This window comes from Jiella marina, from assembly GCF_024359545.1.
Taxonomy (GTDB): Bacteria; Pseudomonadota; Alphaproteobacteria; order Rhizobiales; family Rhizobiaceae; genus Jiella.
In genome coordinates this window covers 424,863-446,160 of record NZ_JAKQZG010000001.1, presented here as the reverse complement: position 1 = coordinate 446,160, position 21,298 = coordinate 424,863, and the positions used below count along the sequence as shown (strand labels likewise).

The 21,298-nt window shown below is 67.4% G+C and carries 22 protein-coding genes; 20 read left to right on the top strand and 2 right to left on the bottom strand.

What is annotated here, in order from left to right:
• Position 1: 1 nt before the first annotated feature.
• Positions 2–2,185: a phage/plasmid primase, P4 family gene (locus tag MF134_RS02045; protein ID WP_255337717.1), complete on the top strand. Its 2,184-nt coding sequence runs from the start codon at positions 2–4 to the stop codon at positions 2,183–2,185.
• Between the two features lie 17 nt (positions 2,186–2,202).
• Here the strand turns inward: MF134_RS02045 and MF134_RS02040 are convergent, their stop codons facing one another.
• Positions 2,203–2,814 carry a BRCT domain-containing protein gene (locus MF134_RS02040; protein ID WP_255337716.1) on the bottom strand — a complete coding sequence of 204 codons (612 nt, stop codon included), beginning with the start codon at positions 2,812–2,814 and terminating at the stop codon, positions 2,203–2,205.
• A 570-nt stretch (positions 2,815–3,384) separates the two neighbouring features.
• Here MF134_RS02040 and MF134_RS02035 point away from each other — a divergent pair.
• The 15 genes from MF134_RS02035 to MF134_RS01965 all read left to right on the top strand — a co-directional run bounded on the left by MF134_RS02035 (position 3,385) and on the right by MF134_RS01965 (position 16,606).
• Positions 3,385–4,239, top strand: a complete 855-nt coding sequence (locus MF134_RS02035) for a hypothetical protein (RefSeq protein ID WP_255337715.1) — start codon at positions 3,385–3,387, stop codon at positions 4,237–4,239.
• 137 nt (positions 4,240–4,376) lie between these two features.
• The gene (locus MF134_RS02030) at positions 4,377–4,916 is read left to right on the top strand and encodes a hypothetical protein (protein ID WP_255337714.1); all 540 of its coding nucleotides are present in this window, start codon (positions 4,377–4,379) and stop codon (positions 4,914–4,916) included.
• 180 nt (positions 4,917–5,096) lie between these two features.
• Positions 5,097–5,675: a hypothetical protein gene (locus MF134_RS02025; protein ID WP_255337713.1), complete on the top strand. Its 579-nt coding sequence runs from the start codon at positions 5,097–5,099 to the stop codon at positions 5,673–5,675.
• The gene (locus MF134_RS02020) at positions 5,672–7,633 is read left to right on the top strand and encodes a phage terminase large subunit family protein (RefSeq protein WP_255337712.1); all 1,962 of its coding nucleotides are present in this window, start codon (positions 5,672–5,674) and stop codon (positions 7,631–7,633) included. Before MF134_RS02025 ends, MF134_RS02020 begins: the two co-directional genes overlap by 4 nt.
• Before the next feature lie 12 nt (positions 7,634–7,645).
• A complete protein-coding gene (locus tag MF134_RS02015) occupies positions 7,646–9,253 on the top strand; it encodes a phage portal protein (protein WP_255337711.1) in 1,608 nt (535 codons plus the stop codon).
• Entirely contained in the window at positions 9,253–9,528 is a 276-nt protein-coding gene (locus tag MF134_RS02010) for a hypothetical protein (RefSeq protein ID WP_255337710.1), read from the top strand. Before MF134_RS02015 ends, MF134_RS02010 begins: the two co-directional genes overlap by 1 nt.
• 8 nt (positions 9,529–9,536) lie before the next feature.
• Complete coding sequence (locus tag MF134_RS02005) at positions 9,537–10,868, top strand: S49 family peptidase (protein WP_255337709.1); 1,332 nt, start codon at positions 9,537–9,539, stop codon at positions 10,866–10,868.
• A 49-nt stretch (positions 10,869–10,917) separates the two neighbouring features.
• Entirely contained in the window at positions 10,918–11,625 is a 708-nt protein-coding gene (locus MF134_RS02000) for a head decoration protein (RefSeq protein ID WP_255337708.1), read from the top strand.
• A gap of 95 nt (positions 11,626–11,720) precedes the next feature.
• Positions 11,721–12,773: a major capsid protein gene (locus MF134_RS01995; protein WP_255337707.1), complete on the top strand. Its 1,053-nt coding sequence runs from the start codon at positions 11,721–11,723 to the stop codon at positions 12,771–12,773.
• Positions 12,773–13,180, top strand: coding sequence for a hypothetical protein (locus tag MF134_RS01990; protein ID WP_255337706.1), 408 nt, complete (start codon positions 12,773–12,775; stop codon positions 13,178–13,180). The genes MF134_RS01995 and MF134_RS01990 overlap by 1 nt, the downstream gene beginning before the upstream one ends.
• A gap of 49 nt (positions 13,181–13,229) precedes the next feature.
• Positions 13,230–13,958, top strand: a complete 729-nt coding sequence (locus MF134_RS01985) for a hypothetical protein (RefSeq protein ID WP_255337705.1) — start codon at positions 13,230–13,232, stop codon at positions 13,956–13,958.
• Positions 13,959–13,970: 12 nt separating this feature from the next.
• Positions 13,971–14,246: a hypothetical protein gene (locus MF134_RS01980; RefSeq protein WP_255337704.1), complete on the top strand. Its 276-nt coding sequence runs from the start codon at positions 13,971–13,973 to the stop codon at positions 14,244–14,246.
• Positions 14,246–15,763: a hypothetical protein gene (locus MF134_RS01975; protein ID WP_255337703.1), complete on the top strand. Its 1,518-nt coding sequence runs from the start codon at positions 14,246–14,248 to the stop codon at positions 15,761–15,763. Before MF134_RS01980 ends, MF134_RS01975 begins: the two co-directional genes overlap by 1 nt.
• A gap of 124 nt (positions 15,764–15,887) precedes the next feature.
• The gene (locus MF134_RS01970; protein ID WP_255337702.1) at positions 15,888–16,259 is read left to right on the top strand and encodes a hypothetical protein; all 372 of its coding nucleotides are present in this window, start codon (positions 15,888–15,890) and stop codon (positions 16,257–16,259) included.
• On the top strand, positions 16,259–16,606 hold the full coding sequence (locus MF134_RS01965) for a hypothetical protein (protein ID WP_255337701.1): 348 nt from the start codon (positions 16,259–16,261) through the stop codon (positions 16,604–16,606). Before MF134_RS01970 ends, MF134_RS01965 begins: the two co-directional genes overlap by 1 nt.
• A 79-nt stretch (positions 16,607–16,685) precedes the next feature.
• Here MF134_RS01965 and MF134_RS01960 read toward each other — a convergent pair whose 3' ends face one another.
• Positions 16,686–17,021: a hypothetical protein gene (locus MF134_RS01960; protein ID WP_255337700.1), complete on the bottom strand. Its 336-nt coding sequence runs from the start codon at positions 17,019–17,021 to the stop codon at positions 16,686–16,688.
• A gap of 13 nt (positions 17,022–17,034) precedes the next feature.
• On the opposite strand from MF134_RS01960, the gene MF134_RS01955 reads away from it, so the two are divergent.
• Genes MF134_RS01955 through MF134_RS01940 form a run of 4 tightly spaced genes read left to right on the top strand, consistent with a single transcriptional unit; the run spans position 17,035 to position 21,295 of the window.
• Entirely contained in the window at positions 17,035–19,083 is a 2,049-nt protein-coding gene (locus tag MF134_RS01955; protein WP_255337699.1) for a phage tail tape measure protein, read from the top strand.
• 3 nt (positions 19,084–19,086) lie between these two features.
• Positions 19,087–19,575, top strand: coding sequence for a DNA circularization N-terminal domain-containing protein (locus MF134_RS01950; RefSeq protein ID WP_255337698.1), 489 nt, complete (start codon positions 19,087–19,089; stop codon positions 19,573–19,575).
• Positions 19,576–19,578: 3 nt separating this feature from the next.
• Positions 19,579–20,229: a hypothetical protein gene (locus MF134_RS01945; RefSeq protein ID WP_255337697.1), complete on the top strand. Its 651-nt coding sequence runs from the start codon at positions 19,579–19,581 to the stop codon at positions 20,227–20,229.
• Between the two features lie 13 nt (positions 20,230–20,242).
• Positions 20,243–21,295, top strand: a complete 1,053-nt coding sequence (locus MF134_RS01940) for a phage baseplate assembly protein (RefSeq protein ID WP_255337696.1) — start codon at positions 20,243–20,245, stop codon at positions 21,293–21,295.
• The last annotated feature ends 3 nt before the right edge of the window (positions 21,296–21,298 follow it).

The following is a 21,298-nucleotide window of genomic DNA, read 5'->3' as shown; positions in this document are numbered from 1 at the left end:
CATGGCTGGGGGGAACGATCCACGCGAGGCGGTGCTCGCCTATCTGCGAAAGGCGGGGCTTTCGGCGGACGGCGCCGACGCCCCTCATCCTGAGGCCCCGAGCCTGTCGAGGGGCGAAGGACGAGGGGTCCAGACCGGCACCAAGGCCCCATCCCCTTCCTTCGATCCGGGCGCCGCCAGGGGCGCTTCCGACCCGCGGCCCGAGCCCGAACCGGTGCTCTCGCCGGAGGAGCTCCTCGAGGAATGCCGGCTCGAACCGGAAACCGACATCGGCAATGCCCGCCGTCTGCTGATCCGCTACGGCGACCGGATCCTCCACGTGGCCCGGATCGGCTGGCATGGCTATGACGGGCGACGCTGGAAGGAGGACGAGGCGGATTCCATCGTCCGGCCGCTCGCCCAGAAGACCGCCGAGCTGATCGTCGAGGAGGCCTACGGGCTCGACGGCAGCGAGGAGGAGCGCGCGGCGATCACGGCGGGTCAGGAGGCGCGCCAGGATCTGAAGGAACTCGGCCGGGCGGTCGCGGCGCGCCAGCGCGAGGCGGCGGCGCCGACGAAGGCGGAACGCGCCGCGCTCAAGGCCTGGACGCTGGTGTCCGCCCAGGCCGAGGCGGCCAAGGCGACGCTCAAGCGCCTCAATTTCGAGCGCAAGACGCGAGGCGCCAAGGGGTTTTCCGACGAGGAGGCCGCGCTGCATGCCGGGCTGCAGGCGCATGTCGAGGCCGGCGAGCGGGCGGCGCGGGAATTGAAGGCGATCGAGGCGGCCCAGAAGGAGCGCCGGGGCGAGGGCTGGACGCTGGAGGAAAGCGCGAAGGCCGAGGCGCTGAAGGACCGGATCGCGGCGATGGAGGAGGCCAAGGAAGCGATCTCGGGGCGGATGTCCGCGCGGTTCCGCCACGCGAAATCCGCCGCCGGCACCACCAAGATCAACAACATGCTGACCGAGGCGGCGCCCCACTGCTCGCGCCTCGTCGGCGATCTCAACACCGACCGGCTGGCGCTGAACTGCAACAACGGCACGCTGCGCTTCGTGCAGGGGGAGGACGAGGAGAGCGATCCGGACGATCCGCGCTTCGTCTGGCGGATCGAGCGGCGCGGCCATTCGCAAGGCGATTTCATCACCAAGCTGTTGCCCTTCGACGCGCCGGGGCGGGATGGCGCCCTGTCATCGGCCGATCTGCCGGACTGGCGCGAGATGGCGCCGACGCTCGACCGGTTTCTGAAGACGATCCAGCCGGACCCGGAGCTGCGCAGCTTCCTGCAGCGCTTCTTCGGCTACTGCCTGACCGGGCTGACCTCCGAGCAGTGCCTGGTCTTCTTCTACGGCATCGGCCGGAACGGCAAGTCGACGCTGACCGATCTGATCGGCCACGTCTTCGACGATTACGCGGTGACGCTCTCGATCGATTCCTTCGCCGGCGATTCGCGAAGGGGCGGGTCCGAGGCGACGCCGGATCTGGCGCGGCTGCCGGGGGCGCGGGTCGTCTTCGCGGCCGAGCCGGAAATGGGGGTCAAGCTCAAGGACGCGCTGATCAAGCAGCTGACCGGCGGCGAGAAGATGCCGGTGCGGCGCCTGCACCAGGACTTCTTCGAGGTCGATCCGCAGTTCAAGATCGTCCTGTCCGGCAATCACAAGCCGCGGATCGACGACACGTCGGACGGCATCTGGCGGCGCGTCTATCTCGTGCCCTTCGACGTCCAGGTGGCCAAGGAGGACGTCGACCGGGCGCTGCCGATCAAGCTGAAACGCGAGGCCGCGGGCGTCTTCGTCTGGCTGCTCGCCGGGGCGCTGGACTATCTGAATTTCGGGCTGAACCCGCCGGAAAAGGTGCTGGCGGCGACCCAGAGCTATCGCGAGGAGAGCGATCCGATCGGCGCCTTCGTGCGCAGCGCCTGCATCGTCACTGGGCATGAGCACGACATGGTCTGGCCGGGCGAACTCTTCGACGCCTATTCGCGCTGGGCGGCGCGGGAGGGCGCGGCGGAGTTCAAGCAGGCGACCTTCGCCCGGCGCTTTCCCGACTACGCACTGAAGAGCTGGGAGGGCGCGGACGGCCAGATGCGCAGCTTCTGGAAGGCCAAGGTCGGCACCACCGTCTACAAGGGCCTCGCCCTGCGCGCCGAGTTCCAGGCACCGGGCAGCGAGGGCAGCGGCGGCGATTATCCGGCGGGGTATGGCGGATGATCGCGATCGTCTCGATGTCAGACCGTCAGATGCTGCGTCCAGTGCTGCTCGGAGACGATCGAGATCGGCAGCCCGGCCGTGCGCATGTCCACCGCCTTCAGGATCTTGTTGCCGAAGGCCGAGTGTTTCCAGGACTCCGTCGCGTAGGCGCCGATCACCAGGACCGACGTCGATCGGGTAAGGCTCCCGGCCGTCGCGCCGCGATCCTTGACGGCCGCCTCGCAATCCTTGCGCTTTCCGAAGACGAACGTGCCGGTGAAGCAATACGCCTTGCCATCGAAGCTGAGGACCGGTGCGGGATCGCAAAGCGGCAGGGTCGTCGCCTTCAGCGCCTCGCCCAGCTCGAAGCTGCGATCGGCGAAGCGGTTCAGCGTATCGAGCAGCTCGGCCTGTTCGTCATCGTCGAGCACGCCGTCGACCAGCATCTCGCCGATCCGCCGATAGAGCGTTTGAAAAAGCGGCTGTGCGCTGACATCGGCATTCGCCGCCAGCCATTTCTGCAGGAATTCGGCTTCGGCCTGATTGATCCGCCCGTCGGCGGCGACGCCGCGCGCAATGCCGACCAGTTCGTCGATCTGCCGCGAGGCGATCCGGTCGCCACCCACCCGGTTCTTGAACGCGTCATCCATCGCCATTCCTCCCGTTGCGATTGCACCAGCAAAGCAAATCGCGGGAGACCCGTCGAGTCACCGGCCGGTCCACGGTTTCGCGTGGTCGGCCAGGCAGCCGCCTCCCTTCTCCCGTGTCGAACCCGTACCCTTTGCCGAACTGCCCGCGGCTCGGCCCGATTGCGCCCTTTCGCGGTCCGTTTCAGGGCCGCGAGGGACGCAAGATCGGCCGTTTGCGCGCTTGCGCCCCTGACAAAGGGTGTGGGGTTTCAAGGGCTTGCGACGCTAGGGACGCTAGGGACGCAAGCCGGCAGGTTTCGCATGCATGCGGGCGCGTGGGGGCGCGCGCGTTCCTGTGTCTGCGTGAAACCATGATGAAGAGGCAAGGGCGTTCCCCTCTACACGTAAGGCGAGACTTTGCGTCCCTAGCGCCCCTTGCGTCCCTTGTGTTTTCAACCATTGGAATTTTTCCTCGAAAGATCAAAGGTTTGAAGGAATGACAAAAAATCGGAATGAGGGACGCAAGACGCCGGATCAGGGACGCAAGGCGAAAATCAGGGACGCAAGCGCGCGAAGAGAGGAAACGGGGCGATGAAACCGATCGAAATCGAGGAGCTTTTGCGCTGGGCCTATCGGCAGGAATTGCCGAAGGCGGGGTCGGGGACGGTCCGCAGCGCCGTGGCGATGAATGGCTGGGGACCGATGAACGACTACGAGCGGCTTCTGACCGTGGTCGACGATGACGGGCGCAACGCCTGGGGCTGCGTCGCCGATCTCTCGGCCGAGAGCGACCCGCATCCCGACGCGCTGATCGTCGGGCGGACGGTCCAGGCGATGGCCGGGATCGACTTCGCCGTCGCCGAGGACTGGGACGGGCTCGCCGATCTCAGATGTTCGGACGGATCGCCCCTCACCGGAGCGGAGCGGGCGGATTGCCACGCGCGCGGCAGGGCGATGGCGCTCGACACACGGGCGGGCCGGATGCCGGGGCTGATCGTGCGCCACGCGATCCTCGGCGGGGCGCCGGAGTGGCTGGATTACGGGCCGGTCCGTCGCGTGTTCGTGCGCAATGCGCAAGGCGGGACGGCGTGGTTCCGCCAAGCGGAACGCTGCGACGGCGAGGGGCGTCCCGGGATCACGATCGAGATCGACGGCTATGATCGTCGCCGGCAGCGGCCGTTCCCCGGCGCCTATCGCAAGACGGTGCTGGCGCCGGATCCGGCCCGGCTCGTGCGCGATCGGCTGACCTATCAGGCCTATCTGGTGGCGCTGGCCGAACTGACCGCGCGGCTTCAGGCAGGCACGTGCGGCGACCTGACGGCGCACCGTGTCGAGGGCTCGCCGCGCGCACTCTGGCCGTGGGAGGCCGAGGGCGAGCGCTTCGCGGCGGGATGCGAAATCGTGGAAAACGACACGGATGCGCGCCACAGGCGCGCTGCGGGCTGAAGCGAGGCGGTTTTCCACAGGCAGGATCGCCGCGCGGATTGACTTGCGGGAATGATTTGGCGGATACAAAGCAGGCTGAAGAAGATCAGAACGCCCTGCGGACCCCCCGCGGGGCGTTTTTCGTTGGAGGATTGGCCGTGGCGGCAGGGGTCGAATTCAGGATCGACAGTGCCGATTACGACCGTCTGGCGCGGGCGTTCCGGCAGCTGCCGGAGAAAATGCAGAGCCAGGTGCTCGCCCGCGCCTTCGGGCGCTCGCGCTCGGTGGTCGAGCGGACCTATGCCCGGCTCGCCTCGGCGCGGATGGACATTGCGCAAAAACACGTCAAGGCGCGGATGCGCTCCCACGTCAGCGGCGGCGATCTCACGCTGATCGTGCGCTCGCGGCAGATCCCTCTCGACGAACTCAATGCGAAGCAGCGGGCGCGGGGCGTGTTCGTGCCGCAGCGCGGTACCTATCGCTCGGCCTTCATCGCGACGGGCGGCGTCGGGCGCGGGCGTGTGCTGAAGCGCAAGGGCGCGGCGCGTTTTCCGACGATGCGGCTGTTCGGCCCGAACCCGGCAGGCGAGGCGACGCGCAATCCCAAGGTCTACGAACAGATGCTGACCGAGATCGCGCGCGGCACGTTCTTCGCCGAGCTCTCCCGCGGCATCTCCTACATGCTCGGCCGCCTCTGACCCGGCCAGCCCCCCGCCGCCCTTTCGGCCTCGGATCGAGGTCTAGGGACCGTACCCCGCGCCCCTTCACCAGCGGTGCGGGCCGCGCGCGGGAAAGCGCTAGTTTTTTAGTGAAAACAGAAGGTTGACCGGGTTGACCGGGTTGACGACGAAGGGTTGACGCGGGTGACCGACGGGCTGATGACGCAGGTCGAGTATGCCCGGCATCGTGGCGTCTCGAAGCAGGCGGTCGGCAAGATGGTCTCCAGCGGGAAGATCCCGACCGTGGCGGGGCCGCAGGGGCGCAAGCTGATCGACCCGGCCGAGGCGGACTTCAGGCTGGGCGAGAACCGCGAGCGGATCGATGTCGGGCGGGACTATCCCGACGCGCCACCGCCGCAGGCGTCGGCAATCGGTGGCGAGATCGCGAAGGATGGGGCCCGCGCCCAGGTGGGGCCGTCTTCGTCCAGCGGCCTGACGGCGGCGAAGACGGTCACCGAGGAATACCGGTCGAAGATCGCCAAGCTCGAATTCGAAGAGCGGATGGGGCGGCTGTTGCCGCTGGAAGACGTTCAGCGCGCGATGGAACGCTGCGCAGAAAGCATGCTGCGGGGCATCGACCAGCTGCCGACCAAGGCCGACGACATCGCGACCGCGTTCAGCCGCAGCGGCGTCGCCGGGGTCCGGGACGCGCTGAAGGTCATGGCGCGGGACCTCAAGACCAACCTGTCCGAGAACATGCGGCTGACGGCCGAGGCGGAAGAGGAGGAGGACGAATGAAACATCCGAACGCCCTCGTCCTGATCGCCGGCATCTTCGCGGGGATCCTCGCGCCGCAGCCGCCGATGACGCCGTCCGCCTGGGCGAAGGACCTCGTGGTGCCGGACGGCCCGCGAGCCGGGTCGCGCTGGGACGTCTCGCTGACGCCCTATGTGCCGGAGATCATCGACGCGCTCGGCCCGGATTCGCCCCACAACATGGTGGCGGTCCGCAAGAGCCAGCAGACCGGCATCTCGGTCGCCGGCATCGCGCTGGTCGGCTCATACATTGCGCTGGCGCCCTGCAGGATCGCCTATGCCGTGCCGCGGCAGGAGGATGTCGGCGAGTTCAACCGCGAAAAGCTCGGCCCGGCGATCGCCGGAACGAAGAGCCTCAAGACGAAGGTTCGTGGTCAGATGTCGCGCTCCGGCGAGGGCTCGACGCAGACGTCGAAGCGCTTTCCGGGCGGGTCTTTGAAACTTCTCAATGCCGGTGTCGCGACGGAACTGAAATCCAAGACGCTCAAGGTAGGCGTCGGCGACGAGGTCGACGAGTGGTCGTTCGATCTCGACGGGCAGGGCGATGCCTTCGACCTCTTCCTCGGCCGCTTCACGGCGTTCCATGCCACCGGGGACTGGCGGGTGCTGGCGCTGTCGACGCCGACGCTCGCCGCGACGTCGCGGATCGACAAGCTGTTCCAGGACGGTGACCAGCGCTACTGGCACGTCCGCTGTCCCGGCTGCGACGACGAGATCGTCTTCAGCTACGAGCACATGAAGCACAACGACCACCCGCCCTATCAGGCCTGTTACGTGGCGCCCTGCTGCGGAACCGTGATCGAGCATCACGAGAAGGCTTCACTGGTGCGCGGCGGTCGCTTCGTCGCGACCAACCCCAAGGGGCTCTATCCCTCCTTCCACGTCGACGCCCTGATCTCTCAGCTGACGACCTGGGACAAGCTGGCCGAGGCGGCGGTCGCCGCCGGCACGAGCGAGGCAAAGGAGAAGACCTTCCGCAATCTCTGGCTCGGTCTTTCGCACGAGATGCGCGGCAACGCGCCCGAGTGGGAACGGCTGATGGAGCGCCGCGAGAATTACGAGCGCGGCGTCATCGACGCGCGCGGGCTGATCTTCGTCGCGGGGGCCGATGTCCAGCATGACGGGATCTATGTGGAGGCGGTCGCCTTTGCCGAGGACCGGCAGAGCTGGTCGATCGACGCGGCGTTTCTGGAGGGAGCAACCGACGATCCGAAGGCGGGCGCCTGGCCGCTGCTCGAAGCGTTCCGGGCGAAGCGCTTCACCGACGTCTATGGCCAGGATCGGATGATCGAGGCGCTGGCCGTCGATTCCGGCGATGGCGGTCGCACGAGCCAGGTTCTCGAATGGTGCCGGCAGCAACCCGGCGCCTATGCGATCAAGGGCGTGGGCGGACGCGGCGTTCCGGCGATCGGTCTGCCCTCGAAGAAGTCCATCACCAAGGGCGGCAAGCGCAAGAAATACGGCTCGGCCAAGCAATGGCCGGTCGGCACATGGGGTCTGAAGTCGGAACTCTACGCCCACCTCCACAAGAGCGGCGTCAGCGCCGGGGCCGAGATCGACCCGCCCGGCTATCCGCATTTCGGCAAATGGCTCGATGCCGAGTTCTTCAAGCAGCTGACGGCGGAGTATTTTGTCGACGAGATCAAGCGCGGTCGCCGGATCGAGGAATGGCGGCCGATCCGCCGGGAAAACCATTTTCTCGACTCGCGGATCTACGCCATGGCGATGGCCGAGCATCTGGGTCTGTCGCGGCTGACGCCGGAGGGCTGGGCGCAGCTGCGGGCCCGGCTTCTGCCGGCGCCGGAGACCGATCTCCTGTCGCCTGCGGCGATGCAGGCTGCGGCTCCGGCTGCCGCTGCAGCGGTCGCGTCGCCTGACAAGCCGGCCCCGCGCAAGGCGCGGCTGTCGCTCTCGGAAATCTCGGCCAAGCTGAACGGGTGATCGGTGGGGCTCTTGTCGACATTGCGTTCGCTGGTGCCGGTGCGCGGATCACCGGTGGAGCGGCCTGCGCCGTCCGCCGGCTATCTGCGCGGCGAGCCCGGGATGGGCGTGTCGCTGGCGATGCCCCGGCCCGTGTTGCGCGACCGGGCCGACAACATCCGGGCGGCCTGGCCGCAGGTGAACGCGCGGGCCGACGACGCGCTGATCAACAATGGCTGGATCGCCGGCTGTGTCGAGCAGGTCGTCGCGCTGATGATCGGTTCGGAACTCCGGCTGTCCTACAAGCCGGACTGTTCCGCCTTCGGCTGGGACGCGAAGCAGACACGGGCCTTCGCCAGTCGCGTCGAGGGCCGCTTCCGGATCTACGGGTCCCAGCCGCGTGAGGTCGACGCCCATGGGCGCTATACGCTCGGGCAGCTGCAAGCAGCCGTCGTGCGGCAGTGGTTTGGAACCGGTGAGGTTCCCGCAGAAATCGATTGGCTCCCGAGGGCGGGATGCGAGACCGGCACCAAGGTTCGCCTGATCCCATCGCACTGGCTGTCGCAAAAGACCGACCCGCTGACGAATCTCTACCAGGGTGTGCGCTCGGGCCTGCGCGATCCCGAGCCGGTGTCCTATCTGTTCGAGACCCGCGATCCGATGGGGTTCTGCCGTGAGGTCGAGAAGCGGGCACGGGACGGGTTCGGGCGGCCGAAGATCGTCCACGTCTTCGACGGGGTCGGCAACCAGGTGCGGGGCATCACGCCGCTGGCGCCGGCGCTGAAGATCGTGCGGCAGTTCGACCAGCTGGCCGATGCGACGCTGACGGCAGCGATGATCCACGCAATCTTCGCCGCGACGATCGAGAGCGACTATCCGACCGAACAGGTCCTGCAGGCGTTGCAGGGCGAAGGCGAGAGGGACGAGCTGGCTGGCGCGTTCAACGCGTTTCTCAACCAGACGGCGGACTGGCACAAGAACGTCAATATCGATCTCGGGCGGCACGGCAAGATCGCGCATCTCCTGATGGGCGAGAAGCTGAAGCTGCACGGATCGGAGCATCCGAACGCGACCTATGAGGCGTTTGCCAATTTCCTCCTGCGGGAAATCGCCTCCTGTCTCGGCGTGATGTTCGAGGATCTGACCGGCGACTATCGCGGCGCGACCTATTCGTCGATCCGCATGGGGATCGCGAAGAAATGGCCGCTGATGGAATATCGCCGCCGCGTCATTCCCGGGCGGTTCACGCAGGCTCTCTTCGAGGCCTGGCTGGAAGAGGAGATCGACGCGGGCCGGATCGAAATTCCGGGCGGCATCGACGCCTTCGTTGCCAACCGGACCTCGCTGTGCAAGGCGGACTGGAAGGGGCCGCCGAAGCCGCAGGCGGACGACGCCAAGGCGGCCAAGGCGCACCAGACTTGGTTCGAAATGGGCGTGATGAGCCGGGAGCAGATCTGCAACGATCTCGGCGCAGACCACGAAGAGGTCATCCGGCAGCGGGTCGACGAGGAGATGCTCGAGAACGAGCTGAGGGCAGAGGCCGGACTGCCGCCGATCGAGCCGCGCTCGCGGATGATCGGTCACAATGGCGGGCCCGCGATTGCGGACGAGGACGACGACCAGAGAGACGAGGCTGCCTGATGGCGATGGTGACGATCGCGGGGCAGGAGGTCGACGCCGACGATCCCTGCGCGCTCTATGCGGCGCTCTATCAGGCCAAGCTGAAGATGCTCGACGGCACACTCGCCGAAGAGGTCGAGATCCGTTCGGCGATCACCAATCGGCGCGTGCGCTATTCGGCCGCGAGCATGAAGGCGCTCGACGCCGAGCTGCGGCATCTGCAGCAGCAATGCCAGGCGAAGACCAGCGGCCGCCCGGCGCGCTTTGCCATCCAGGCCGGTTTCCGGCGCTACTGAGGCCTGCCATGACGACGCTTGTCCACATTGCCGACCGGCTCCTCAACCGGCCGCTCCTGGTGACGCGCGACAAGGCCGCCGTGATCCTGTCGGTGCTGGGCGGCCGGATCGGAGTATCCGAAGACTTCGAGGCCTCGCGCTTCGTGGGCGATTCCTACGAGGTCGACGCGAACGGTCGCGGTCGGGCGCTGCCCTATCGGCGCACGGCCGAAGGCGTCGGGATCGTTTCGATCACCGGCTCGCTGGTCAATCGCGGTGCGTGGGTCGGCGCCTCGTCCGGCCTGCAATCCTACGAAGGGATCAAGTTCCAGCTGCAGCAGGCCGGGGCCGATCCGAAGGTCTCTTCGGTGATCCTCGACATCCAGTCGCCGGGGGGCGAGGCGATCGGCGCGTTCGAGACAGCGCAGGCGGTGCGGGATCTGGCGGCGACGAAGCGCACGGTGGCCGTCGTCAACGGCATGGCGGCTTCGGCGGCCTATGCGATCGCGTCCGGCGCCAGCGAGATCGTCACGACCGAGACCGGGGTGTCCGGTTCCATCGGCGTCATTCTCGTCCATGCGGACTATTCGGCCTACCTCGCCAAGGAGGGGGTCAAGCCGACGATGATCTTCGCCGGCGCGCACAAGGCCGACGGCAATCCGTTCGAGGCGCTCGGGCCCGAGGTGCGCGAGGACCTGCAGGGCGAGGTCAACGCGCTTTACGAAGCCTTTCTTTCCACGGTCGCGAAGGGCCGGGGCCCGAGGCTTTCGGCCGAGGCGGCCCGAGGCACGGAAGCGCGCGTCTTCATCGGCCAGGCGGCCGTCGCCGCCGGCGTCGCCGATCGCGTGGGCACGTTCGAAAGCGTGCTCGCGGAACTCTCAAGCCATTCCGGGGGCCCGGCAGCGGGCCGCCCCAACTCGCCAGCACGGAGGATTTCCATGAGCGAGAACACCGGCACGTCCGCTGCCGTCGAAAGCGCGGGCATTCCGAGGAGCGACCACGAGGCGGCGGTCGCGACGGCGCGCCGCGAGGGCGAGGCTGCCGGGGCGCAGGCCGAGCGCGACCGCTTCCAGGCGATCATCGGCGCCGAGGGCGTCAGGGGCGACGCCAACCGCATGGCCGCGGCGCTCGATCTCGCGATCCAGTCGCCCGGCATGGCAGCCGAGGCGGTCACCGGATTCGTGACGGAACGGGTGGGTGCAACCCAGACGGCCCCAAGCGAGCCGAAGGCATCCCTTGCACAGCGGCAGGCAGCTGAGCATGGCGGCGATCTGCCCGCAGCGGATGCTGGCATCAAGCCCCAACGCTCTGGGCTCTCCGCTTCAATCGATGCCGCGGTCGCGCGCATGAAGCGCGACTGAAGCTCGCGACGGTACGCCAACCTGCAAGCTGTTTCTGGAGATCAAGATCATGACAATGCCGGTCTACAAGATGAGCCGTCCGCCGATCCTCTCGGGGCTGCTCAAGTGGGAATCGAACCCCGAATTCTGCCGCGAAACCGGCACGCTCCTCGCTGGCGACGGTGCTGCGCGGATCGTGAAGATCGGCACGATTCTCGGCATGATCACCGCCGGGGGAGCCATGTCGGCCGTCGCCGCTGCGGATGCCGGAAATACCGGCGACGGCACGATGACGATGGCCAGCCCCTCGACGACCACCGCGGCGAAAGCCGGCATTTATCGCGTGGTCTGCACGACGGGCGGCGGTGACGGGACGTCGAAGTTCCGGGTCGAGGATCCCGAGGGTGTCCAGGTCGGCACGGCGACGGGCGGGACTGCCTTTGCCAAGCAGATCAAGTTCACCATCGCGGGGGGTAGCGCCGCCTTTGTGGAGGGCGACGCGTTTTCGGTGACGGTTTCGATCGCTGCCGACGACGATGACGGCAAACTGGTCGCATGGGCCCCCGATGCCACTGACGGGTCGGAGAAAGTCTACGCCGTCAGCCTGGTAGAGGCCACAGCCGCGGATGGGGCCGACAACACCACGGATCTGCTCTTCTCGCGCCGTGACTCGATTTTGTTCATTGGCGCTATCCAATGGCCGGATGGCGTCACTTCCGACCAGAAAGCGCAGGCCGTCGCCTCTCTCAAGCAGCAGGGCATTCTTCTGCGCGATTGAGGCTTGCCGCGCAGGCATCCCCAAACCGGGCGCTCGGCTGAAGCGGGCGCCCTTGTTTTTTCAGCGGCGAGTCCGCGAGGCGAAAGGCGCCCGACATGCCCGAACTCCTGTTTCCTTACACGAATGTGGAATTGACCCAGGAGGTCAATCGCATTCCGAACACCTTCGGCCTTCTGAACGCTCTGAACCTGGCACCTTCGGAACCCAAGGCGTCACGCATGGTGCGGATCGACTTTCGTGACGGAGAGCTCGTTGTGCTGGCCGCGCAGGTGCCGGGTGGCCCGTCGCAGCTGACGCCGGACGACACCGAAACCGGCGTGATCGTGACCATCCCGCATTTTCCGCATCTCGAGGCGATCCGGGTGGATGACCTTCAAGGCAATCTGGAGGTCGTCAACGGTCAGATCACCGAGCGCTCCCTGATCCGGGAAACCACGCGGAAGCTGCTGTCGATCCGCCGCCATCACTCGATCACCCGGGAATATCTCCGGCTGGGCATGCTTCGCGGCCTGATCAAGGACGGCAAGGGGCGCACGCTTTACGACCTCTATGATGTCTTCGACATCACCAAGAAGGAAGTTGATTTCGTGCTCGGCACGGAAACGACCGACATCATGGAAAAGTGCGAAGAAGTGCGCGACCATGTGATGACGAACATCAAGGGCGAAACGGTCGGCATGTTCGAAGCGGTCGTCGATCCGTTGTTCTTTTCCAAGCTCATCAAGCATCCGAAGGTCGAGAAATTCTGGATCCAGGCGCAGAACTCGGCCCTGCATACGACGGTCTCCCGTCAGACCCTTGGAGGGAACTGGGGTCGGGTGTTCGAATTCGGTGAAATCCTCTGGCGCGAGTACAAGGGCGGCCTGCCTGTCAAGGACGGACAGGGCGGGACGACGATCCAGAAGAACGTCGCCGACAATTCCGGTCAGGTCTATCCTGCCGGAACACAGGGAATGTTCCGGACCTTCGAAGGCCCTGTGCATCATATCGACATGGTGAACATGGCGCCGGAGGGTGGCGACGAGTTCATCTACATCTCGACGAAGGAACTCGACCATGGCGAGGGCGTCGAGATGAAGTCGCAATCGAACACTCTGGCAATCAACAAGCAGCCGGAGTGCGTCGTCCACGTCAAGACGACGAATTGATGAGCTTTTCGAAGGCTCTGGCCGCGGCGGATCTCGCGTGCGCCGCGGCGATGGACGAGACGGCGTTCGAGGCGGTGAAGATGCGGCGGGCGGCGGGCGCTGCGCGCAGCGCCGCGCTCGAGGCCGATCCGGATGTCGATCGGCTTTCCTTCATGGGGACGATCGATTTCGAGCCGTCGACGACGAGCTTCGCGTCGAGCTCGCGGACGGCGCCGGACGACCGGGCGCCGCGGCGGGTGACCTCGGCGCTGGTGACGGCGCTCGCCACCGGCTGGGCCTGGCGGCCGCAGGCCAGGGACCGGCTGGTGCGGGTGTCCGATGGGGCCATGTTCGGGATCGTCGCGGTCGACGACGACGAGACGGGGCGGGTGGCGTTCTTGGTGAACCGGTTGGGGGTGGACGGGTGATCCTTCGACAGGCTCAGGATGAGGCGCTGGGGCTTGGTCGGGGCTTGAAATGCTGACGGCGGAGGTGCTGCGGCTGGCGGCTCATGAGGCGTTGTTGCCGACGGCCGCGCTTGAGGCGCAGGGCGGGTTTCCGACGATCGCGGGGGATCGGGTGTTCGATTCGCGGGCGATCGAGGCGGACGAGCTCGACGACGATCTCGTCTATACGCCGACGGTCAGCCTCTACACCGAGGACAAGACGGTCGAGCGGACCGGGCCGATGGCGTCTTCGCAATCGGGCTTCGCGACGGCGTCGCTGGTGGCGGTCTGCGATCTGGCGGTGTCGGACACCGATCAGGGCGAGACGATCGCCATGCCGCTTGCCGGCACCGATCCGAAGGCGCGGCTGGTGCTGGGGGCGCTGACGGCGCAGGTGCGGCAGGTGCTCAGCGTCGGGTCAAGCGGCGCGGCCTTTCGGATGATCCGGAAGGCGTTCGTCGAGATCCGGTCGGAGCCCTTCGTCCTGCCGGAGGCGGGCCTCAGGTTCCATCGCGAGATCATGACGTTCCGCTGCTCGATCGCCGACGACGATTTCGGGCCGTCGGGCGGGCTGCCGGCGCGGGTCGAACAGGTCCGTCAGGCGCTGCCGGAGGGCTCCTATGCACGGGGGCAGATCGACAGGCTGGCGGCCTATTTCGGGGCGATCGCGGCGGGTGATCCGCTGTCGCTGATCGCGATCAACGCGCCGGTCGGGACGGGCGATCCGGACGACGATCCGAATGCACGGGTCGATTTTTGAGGAACCAGAGCGATGGCGATGAAGCGCTACAGGCTCGTCGATCCTGACGAGCGGGTGCCGTTTCGCGGGCGGCTGTTCAAGGCGTCCGGCGAGATGATGGACGATGGCGAGGCGTTCACGCGGCGGCTGCTGAGGGAAGGGTCGATCGAGGAGGTGGCGGGTGAAGACCCCCCTCTGCCTGCCGGCATCTCCCCCACAAGGGGGGAGAAAGGAAGCGGGGAAGACGGCTCTCAAGATTCTGGCGGTAGCGGCAAAAGTAACACGGGCAAACGCAAGGGAGCGGCCTGATGGCGATCGTCCACAATTTCATTCCGGGGAACATCGTCGCCCCGCTCATTTCCTTCGAGGTCAATTCCGGCGGGCAGTCGGAAAGCCAGTCGCGGCTGGTGCTGATCGGGCACAAGACGACGGCGGGGTCGCTTTCGGTCGATACGCTGGCGCCGGTGCAGACGATGCGCGAGGCGGTCTCGCTCTGCGGCAAGGGGTCGATGCTGGCCGAGATGTTCCGGGTGGCGCGGGCCAACGCGCCGGCGCAGGAAATCTGGCTGGGTGCGGCGGCCGATACGGGCACGGCCGAGGTGCGGACGATCACCGTGGCGAGTGTGCCCGCCGCCGGCGGGGTCGGCGTGCTGACGATCGCCGGGCGGGTGCTGCAGGTGGCGATTTCCGCCGGTGATACGGTGGGCGACGTGGCCGATGCGCTGTCGACGGCGATCAACGGGTTTCAGGATCCTCTGACCCAGGCGGCGCTGCCCTATATCTCGACCGTGTCGGGCGCCGTCGTCACGCTGACGGCGCGGCACAAGGGCGAGATCTTCGCCGCCGTCGACATCCATGCGCCGACGACGATCGCCTCCAACGCCTTCGCCGGGGCGGCGCTGACCTATGCCACGACGACGGCGGGGGCCGGCACGCCGGACCTTTCGGGTGTGCTCGCGCAATATGCCGACGATCCCTTCGACTGGACGGTTTCGCCCTGGTCGGACGACACGAATTTCGCGCGCTACGAGACGCTGATGAACGACGTGTCGGGCCGCTGGGCGTGGAACCGGCAGGCCTATGGCCATGTGTTCACGACCAAGCTCGCGACGACTTCGGCGATGACGACCTTCGGGCTGGCCAAGGACACGCGGCATGTCTCGACGATCCCGCAGATCGCGAGCGCCGGCAATGCGACGCCGCCCTGGGAGTTCGTCGCGGCGGAGGCGGCGCGCCAGGTGCCCTGGCTGTCGGACGGGGCGAGCGGCAATGTCTCGCGCAACCAGACCGGCCTCGAGGTTCGCGAGGTTGCGGCGCCGCGCGACCGGTCGCTCTGGATCAACGACTATGCGACGCGCGACGCCTTCCTGACCTCGGGCATCTCGACCTGGAAGGTGCGCGACGACGGCGCGGTCGTCGTCGACAAGACCGTAACGATGCAGCGGACGGACGGGGCGGGGAATGTCGACACGACGTTCCGCGATATCCAGAAGATCGGCCAGGTGATGTATGCGCTCAGGCGCTTCCGGGCGCGGCTGCAGGCCGAGCACGGGCAGAAGGCGATCGCCAATGCCAATCCCGGCGATCTTTTGGCGGTGACCACCGTCAAGGACATCAAGGCGACGCTGATCGCGACGGCCGCGGAAATGCCGGGCGTCCTCGACAACATCGCCGATTTCGCGGACCGGCTGGACGTGCGGCGCAATGCCGACAATCCGAACCGGGTCGACATCTATGCGCCGCTCGACATGCTCAATCCGAATGACGTGATGGCGGGCAACGCGACGATCTACAGCGAATATCGGGCGAGCGACGTCGCGGCCTGATTGATTGCTGGAGCCCTCGCCCTTCGCCCTTCGCCCTTCGACAGGCTCAGGGTGATGGTGGTGGTTGGGGCGATGTCGGCGACTCAGGCCGGGTTCTGGCGGCTTTTTCTGACAGGAGACGAACATGGCCAACACGTTTGGCGGCGAGATGCGGTTGCGCGGATCGTCGGGGCAGGCGCATATCCTGCGGGCGGCGGTGACGATGAATCCGGCGACGACGTCGTCGGAGGCGGTGCGGAACCAGAACGGCACGAACGCCTACAGCTACACGCCGCGGGCGCCGTCCTGCGAGCTGACGCTGGAGGATGCGGGGGAGAATTTCGACGACATCCTGCGCGCCGGCGACCAGGACATCTACATCGTCGAGGATTTCAACAACGTCTCCCACGTCTTCGTCAGCGGGCGGATCACGGGTGACGCGCAGATCGACCGCTCGACGGGGGCGGTGACCGGGCTGATGATCCAGTCCGACGATTATCGCCGGATCACCGGCTGATGGCCGAGATCGTCGTCAAGCTGGCACGGCGCTACGACCACGGGTCGACGCCGTTCGAGGAACTGCGGTTCCGGGAGCCGAAGCTCAAGGACTACATGGCGCTGGGCGAGGTGGTCGACACCAACAACCGCGTCGTCGTGGTCTATAACGAGGCGCTCTGGAAATATGCCGAGCGTCTGCTGATCGCGCCGGCGAATTTCGGGGCGGTGCTCGAGCTCGACCTGGTCGATACCGAGACGGTGAAGGCGAAGCTCCTCGATTTTTTTTCGGATGCGATCAATGCCTCGCGCGGGCCGACGAACTCGTCTTCCGGCTCGGATGGGACGCCGGACGCGTCCAGGAGCTGAGCCTCTCCGAGATCGACGCGTGGTTCGGCCGGGCGGTGGCGTGGCATCACAAGCGCACCGGCAAGTGACGCAGTCGAGCTCATGGTTCCTTGCGGAGGAGAAGGCCCGGGATCGCCTCGCCGTCTTCGCCGAGAGCGTCCCACAGCAGAGCGCAGATCGTGGCGGGCGGCTCTCCGAGCATGGCCGTGGCGAACGTGCCCTTGGCCGCTTCGATTATCTGGCGCCGCTGTCCGAAACTGCCGGGAAGATTGTCGGACAGGACCGCGAGCGTGCGGGAATCGGCCTTGAGATCGTCGCAGAGATCAGTGGCGATCGAGGCCATGGCCAGAAATTCGGCCGAGGCGCGTGGCGGCAGATCGTCGATCCCGTGAAGCATCAGGTTGGACACGGCAAAGACTGTGGCAAGCATGGTCATGAGGGGCTGATCCTTGGCGGCTGATATCGAAGCCCGGTTGAAGCTGCTGGCGATCGACCGGACGCAGAAGGCGTTCAATTCGGTCGCCCGCAACATGGACCGGATCGACCGCAAGGCCAAACAGGTCGAACGGTCGCAGAGCCTGCTCGGACGCACCCAGGCCGGGATCGTGCGCAGTGGCGCGGCGGCGGAAGCGGCGCTCTTGCGAGTGGCGGCGCCCGCCGCGCTGGCCTATGGGGCGATGCGGACGGTGAACCGGTTTGCGGGGGTCGAGCGCGCGGTGAACCGGATCGGCATCACGGCGGACGCGACGGCCGGGCAGACCAAGGGCGCCTTCGGGGTGATCCAGAAGGCGGCTTTCGATTACGCGACGACCCAGGACGAGGTGACGCGCGGCCTCGACGCGCTGGTGGCGGCCGGGCAGGGTCTGCCGGAAGCGCTGGAGTTCCTGCCTTCGGTGGCGGCGACGGCCCAGGCCTCCGGTGCCGACATCGTCGAGATCGCGACGACGGCCGACGCCATGGCGACCTCGCTGAAGATCACCGGCGAGCGGATGCAGAACGCTTTCGACATTCTGGTGGCGGGCGGCCAGGCCGGCAAGTTCGAACTGAAGGACATGGCCGCTTACCTGCCGTCGCTGGCGCCGGCCTTCCAGACGCTCGGATACGAGGGCGAGGCGGGGCTGAAGAAGCTGGTCAGCGCGCTGCAGATCGTGCGCGACCGGACGGGCTCCGCCAGCGAGGCGGCGACGGCCTTCGCCAATGTGCTGCAGAAGATGGAGACCGAAGAGACCGCCAACAAGTTCCGGAAGTTCGGCATCGACATTCGCCGCGAGATGGATGCGGCCCGCAAGGAGGGGCGCGACCTGATCGAGGTCTTCGTTGAGATGACCGAAAAGGCGGTGAATGGCGATCTGTCGAAGCTGCCGCAGCTCTTCGGCGATGCGCAGATGCTGACCGGCATGCGGGCGCTGATCCAGGGCGGCGAGGATCTCGACCGGATGATCGTCAAGCTCGGCCAGTCCGCCGGAGCAACTTCGAAAGCGCTGGACGTGCTGTTGTCGGACAAGCAGGCGAAGATCGATCGGATGACGACCGGTCTCGATCGGCTGGCAACGAATTTGGGCGGCAAGATCGCGAATGTGGCGTCGCCGCCGATCGATGCACTGAATCATGCCATGGGCGCGGAGCAGGCGCGGGAACTGGCGACGGCGAAGGAAGAGGCGCGGGGCGGATCGCGGGACGCGGCCAGGGAAGAGTTCTACCGGCGTTACGAAAGGCTCTACGAGGCGCCTTCCTGGATCACGCCGATCGACCGGGCCAATTACAACATGCGCGCGGGCAAGGCGTTTCTGCGGAACTGGGCGCGCTATGGCGAGGGCGAACTGGCGACGCCCTATGCCGAACTCGATCACATAAGGGACGCGCGCAAGGGCGGGCGGTTTGCGAGCGGTGCCGATGCCCGCGCGGCCTCGGCGGCCTGGGCCGACAAGGTGCGTCGCGAACGGAGCGGCAATCTCGACGGGCTCGACGTCCGTCACGGTCTGGCCGTGCCGGCCTCGCGGCCCGGGGCGCCGGCACCGATCTCGCTCGCCGAGCAATATCAGAGCTACGGCGCCGGACGGCGTCGCGGCGAAATCGGCGGGCGCAAGATCATGGCCCGCGATGCCGGGCTGGAAGCCTCGATCTCGCGGATCGAGAGCGTGCAGGCGCGGATCGCGGCGGCGGCGGAAGGGCGGGCGGTGCCGCCGGCGGCCGATCCGGACGCGTTGCGGCGGGCACTCGAAGAGGGCGGCCGTTCGGTCGGACAGGGCGGCGACGATGCGCGCGCGGCGATCGACCAGGCGGGAAAGAATCTGCCGACGATGGGCGAACAGGCGGGCGCGGCGCTGGGCCGGGCCGTGATGGGCGCCCTGTCGGGACAGATGGGCGCGCTCGGGGCACAGATCGCAGCGGGTTTCAACGCCAATGTCCGCACGCCGAACGGTGGTGGCGGGGCGCTCCCCCGGGCGAACAAGGCGCCGGGGCGGACGATGCCCGATGCCGGGCAGCCGGGAGGCTAGGTCATGCCGGACTGGTCACGGGCGTTTCGCAATGGCGGGCGGGCCTCCTACAAGGGGGCCGGCTTCTGGGTCGAGATCGACGAATTGCAGGGCGGGCGGCGCGTCGCCGTCCACCCGATCGCCGGCGGGGCCTGGCTCGCCGAGGACATGGGGCGGCGGGTCGGCGTCTATCGTCCGACCGCCTATGTCGCCTCGGACGGGGTGATCGGCGAGGGCAAGGCGCTGGAGGCGGCGTGCAATTCCGAAGGGCCGGGCTTCCTGTCGCTGCCGATGGATGCGCTCGTCGCCCATTGCGACGGGTTCCGGCGCAACCGGGACAAGGACCGGAACGGGCTGATCGCCTACGACCTGATCTTCATCGCCGAAGGTGCAAGCGCCAGCGCCGGGCTGTCGGCGGGGGCGGCGATCCGGGCCGGGTTCTCGGCCAATTTCGGTTCGGTGTCGGTGGCGGTCGGGGCCTCGGCGCGTTTTTCCGCGGCGCTCGGGTTCTAGACGATGGACTGGCTGTTCGAACTCATCGGGGTGCATGTCACCGACCCGGAAGATCTGGTGGCGATCCGCAAGCGGGCGCTGGCGATCTCCGCCGGCGGGGCGGAGGGGGCTGCGGCCTATCTGACGGTGTGCCGGGAGCTGGGGGAGGCGGCGGACGATGCGGCGGGGCTGATTTCGGTGTTGCGCGTGCTGGAGCCCTCGACCCTTCGACAGGCTCAGGGTGAGGGGGCTGGGGAAGCGTCTCAGGGTGAGGGGGGCAGTGCGGGGGCGGATGTCGTGGTGGCGCTGGGGCGGCTGGTGATCTGGGCGGCGGCGGTGGTGCGGGTGGAGTTTGAAAGCCGCCCGGACGCGGTCGCGGCGCGCACGGCACTCGGGGCCCGGGCGGATGCGGATTACGGGGCGATCGCGGCGGCGTTCGGGGCGGACGTGCTTGAATGGATTTCCGGGCTCGTCGGCGAGGCGATCCGGCAGGTCTCGGCGCTGGCGGCCGATCTCAGCCCGGTGGTGCGGGTCGAGACGAATCTGTCGCTGCCCGCCAGCGTGCTCGCCTGGGACCTCTACGGCGACCCGCGACGCGGGGCGGAGCTGGTGCGGCGCAACAATGTGGCGACGGCGATGCTGATGCCGGTCGCCTTCGAGGCCTTGTCCTCGTAGGAGGCAAACCCGGATGGCGTGGGAAGAGGTGGTGCTGTCGGTCGGCGGGGCGCGGCTTCAACACACGCGTTGCGAATTGCGCGAATCGGCCGAGGAAGTCTCGCGCGAGGCGAGTTTCGATCTCGCCTATGTCGGGGCGGGGCCGCCCTGCGCCGAGGACGAGGCCGCGACGGTCACCGTGTCCGGCGAGCTCTGGCTGACCGGCTACACCCGCGACATTCTGGGCGCGCTCGACGGCGACCGGCGATCCTATTCGGTGACCGTGGTCTCGAAATCAGTGGACGCGACCGAGGCGAGCGTCGAGCATCCGACCGGGCTGGTGAAGGACGCCGATCTGAAGACGGTGGCCGAGACCTTCGACACGCTGGGAATCGGGATCGAAAGCACCGCGCAGACGGCGAAGAAGAAGCTGCACAAGCTGAGGGTCGGCGAGACGCTGTTCGACACGATCGAGACCGACGCGCGATCGCAGGGCGTCCTCGTCCACGACACGCCGGAAGGCCGGATCAAGCTCTCGAAGGGACCGGACGGGACGATCGGCGGGGCGCTCACGGAAGGCGTCAATATCGAGCGGGCGACCTCGAAGATTTCCGGGCGCGGGACCTTTTCGAAGGTGGAGCTCCGCGGCCAGGCCTCGGAGGGCACGACCAAGACGGCGCTTCGGCCGGTCGGTGAGGCGCCGGCGGGCTCGAAGCGCGAGCGGCCGCTGATCCGCGTCCACGAGGGCGAAGCGACGAGCGAGCGGCTGAAGGAACGGGCGGCCTGGGAAGCCAAGCGCGCGGCGGGATCGGCCAAGGCCTGTCAGGTGAGCGTGCCGGGCTGGCGCTCGGGCGGTCAGCTGTTCAAGGCCAATTATCTGATCGCGGTGGCGATCCCGAGTTTCGGGATCGAGCAGCAGATGGTGATCGCGGCCGTGTCGTTCGAACAGGACGCGGAGGGAACCGGGACGGTGGCGAAGCTGGAGCTGAAGGATCCGCGGGCGCTGGGCGGGGACAATCCCAGGGGCCGGAGCGCCGGCAGCTGGTCGGTGCCGGCGGTGCCGAGCCCGATCTTCCGGGCGGACTGAGAG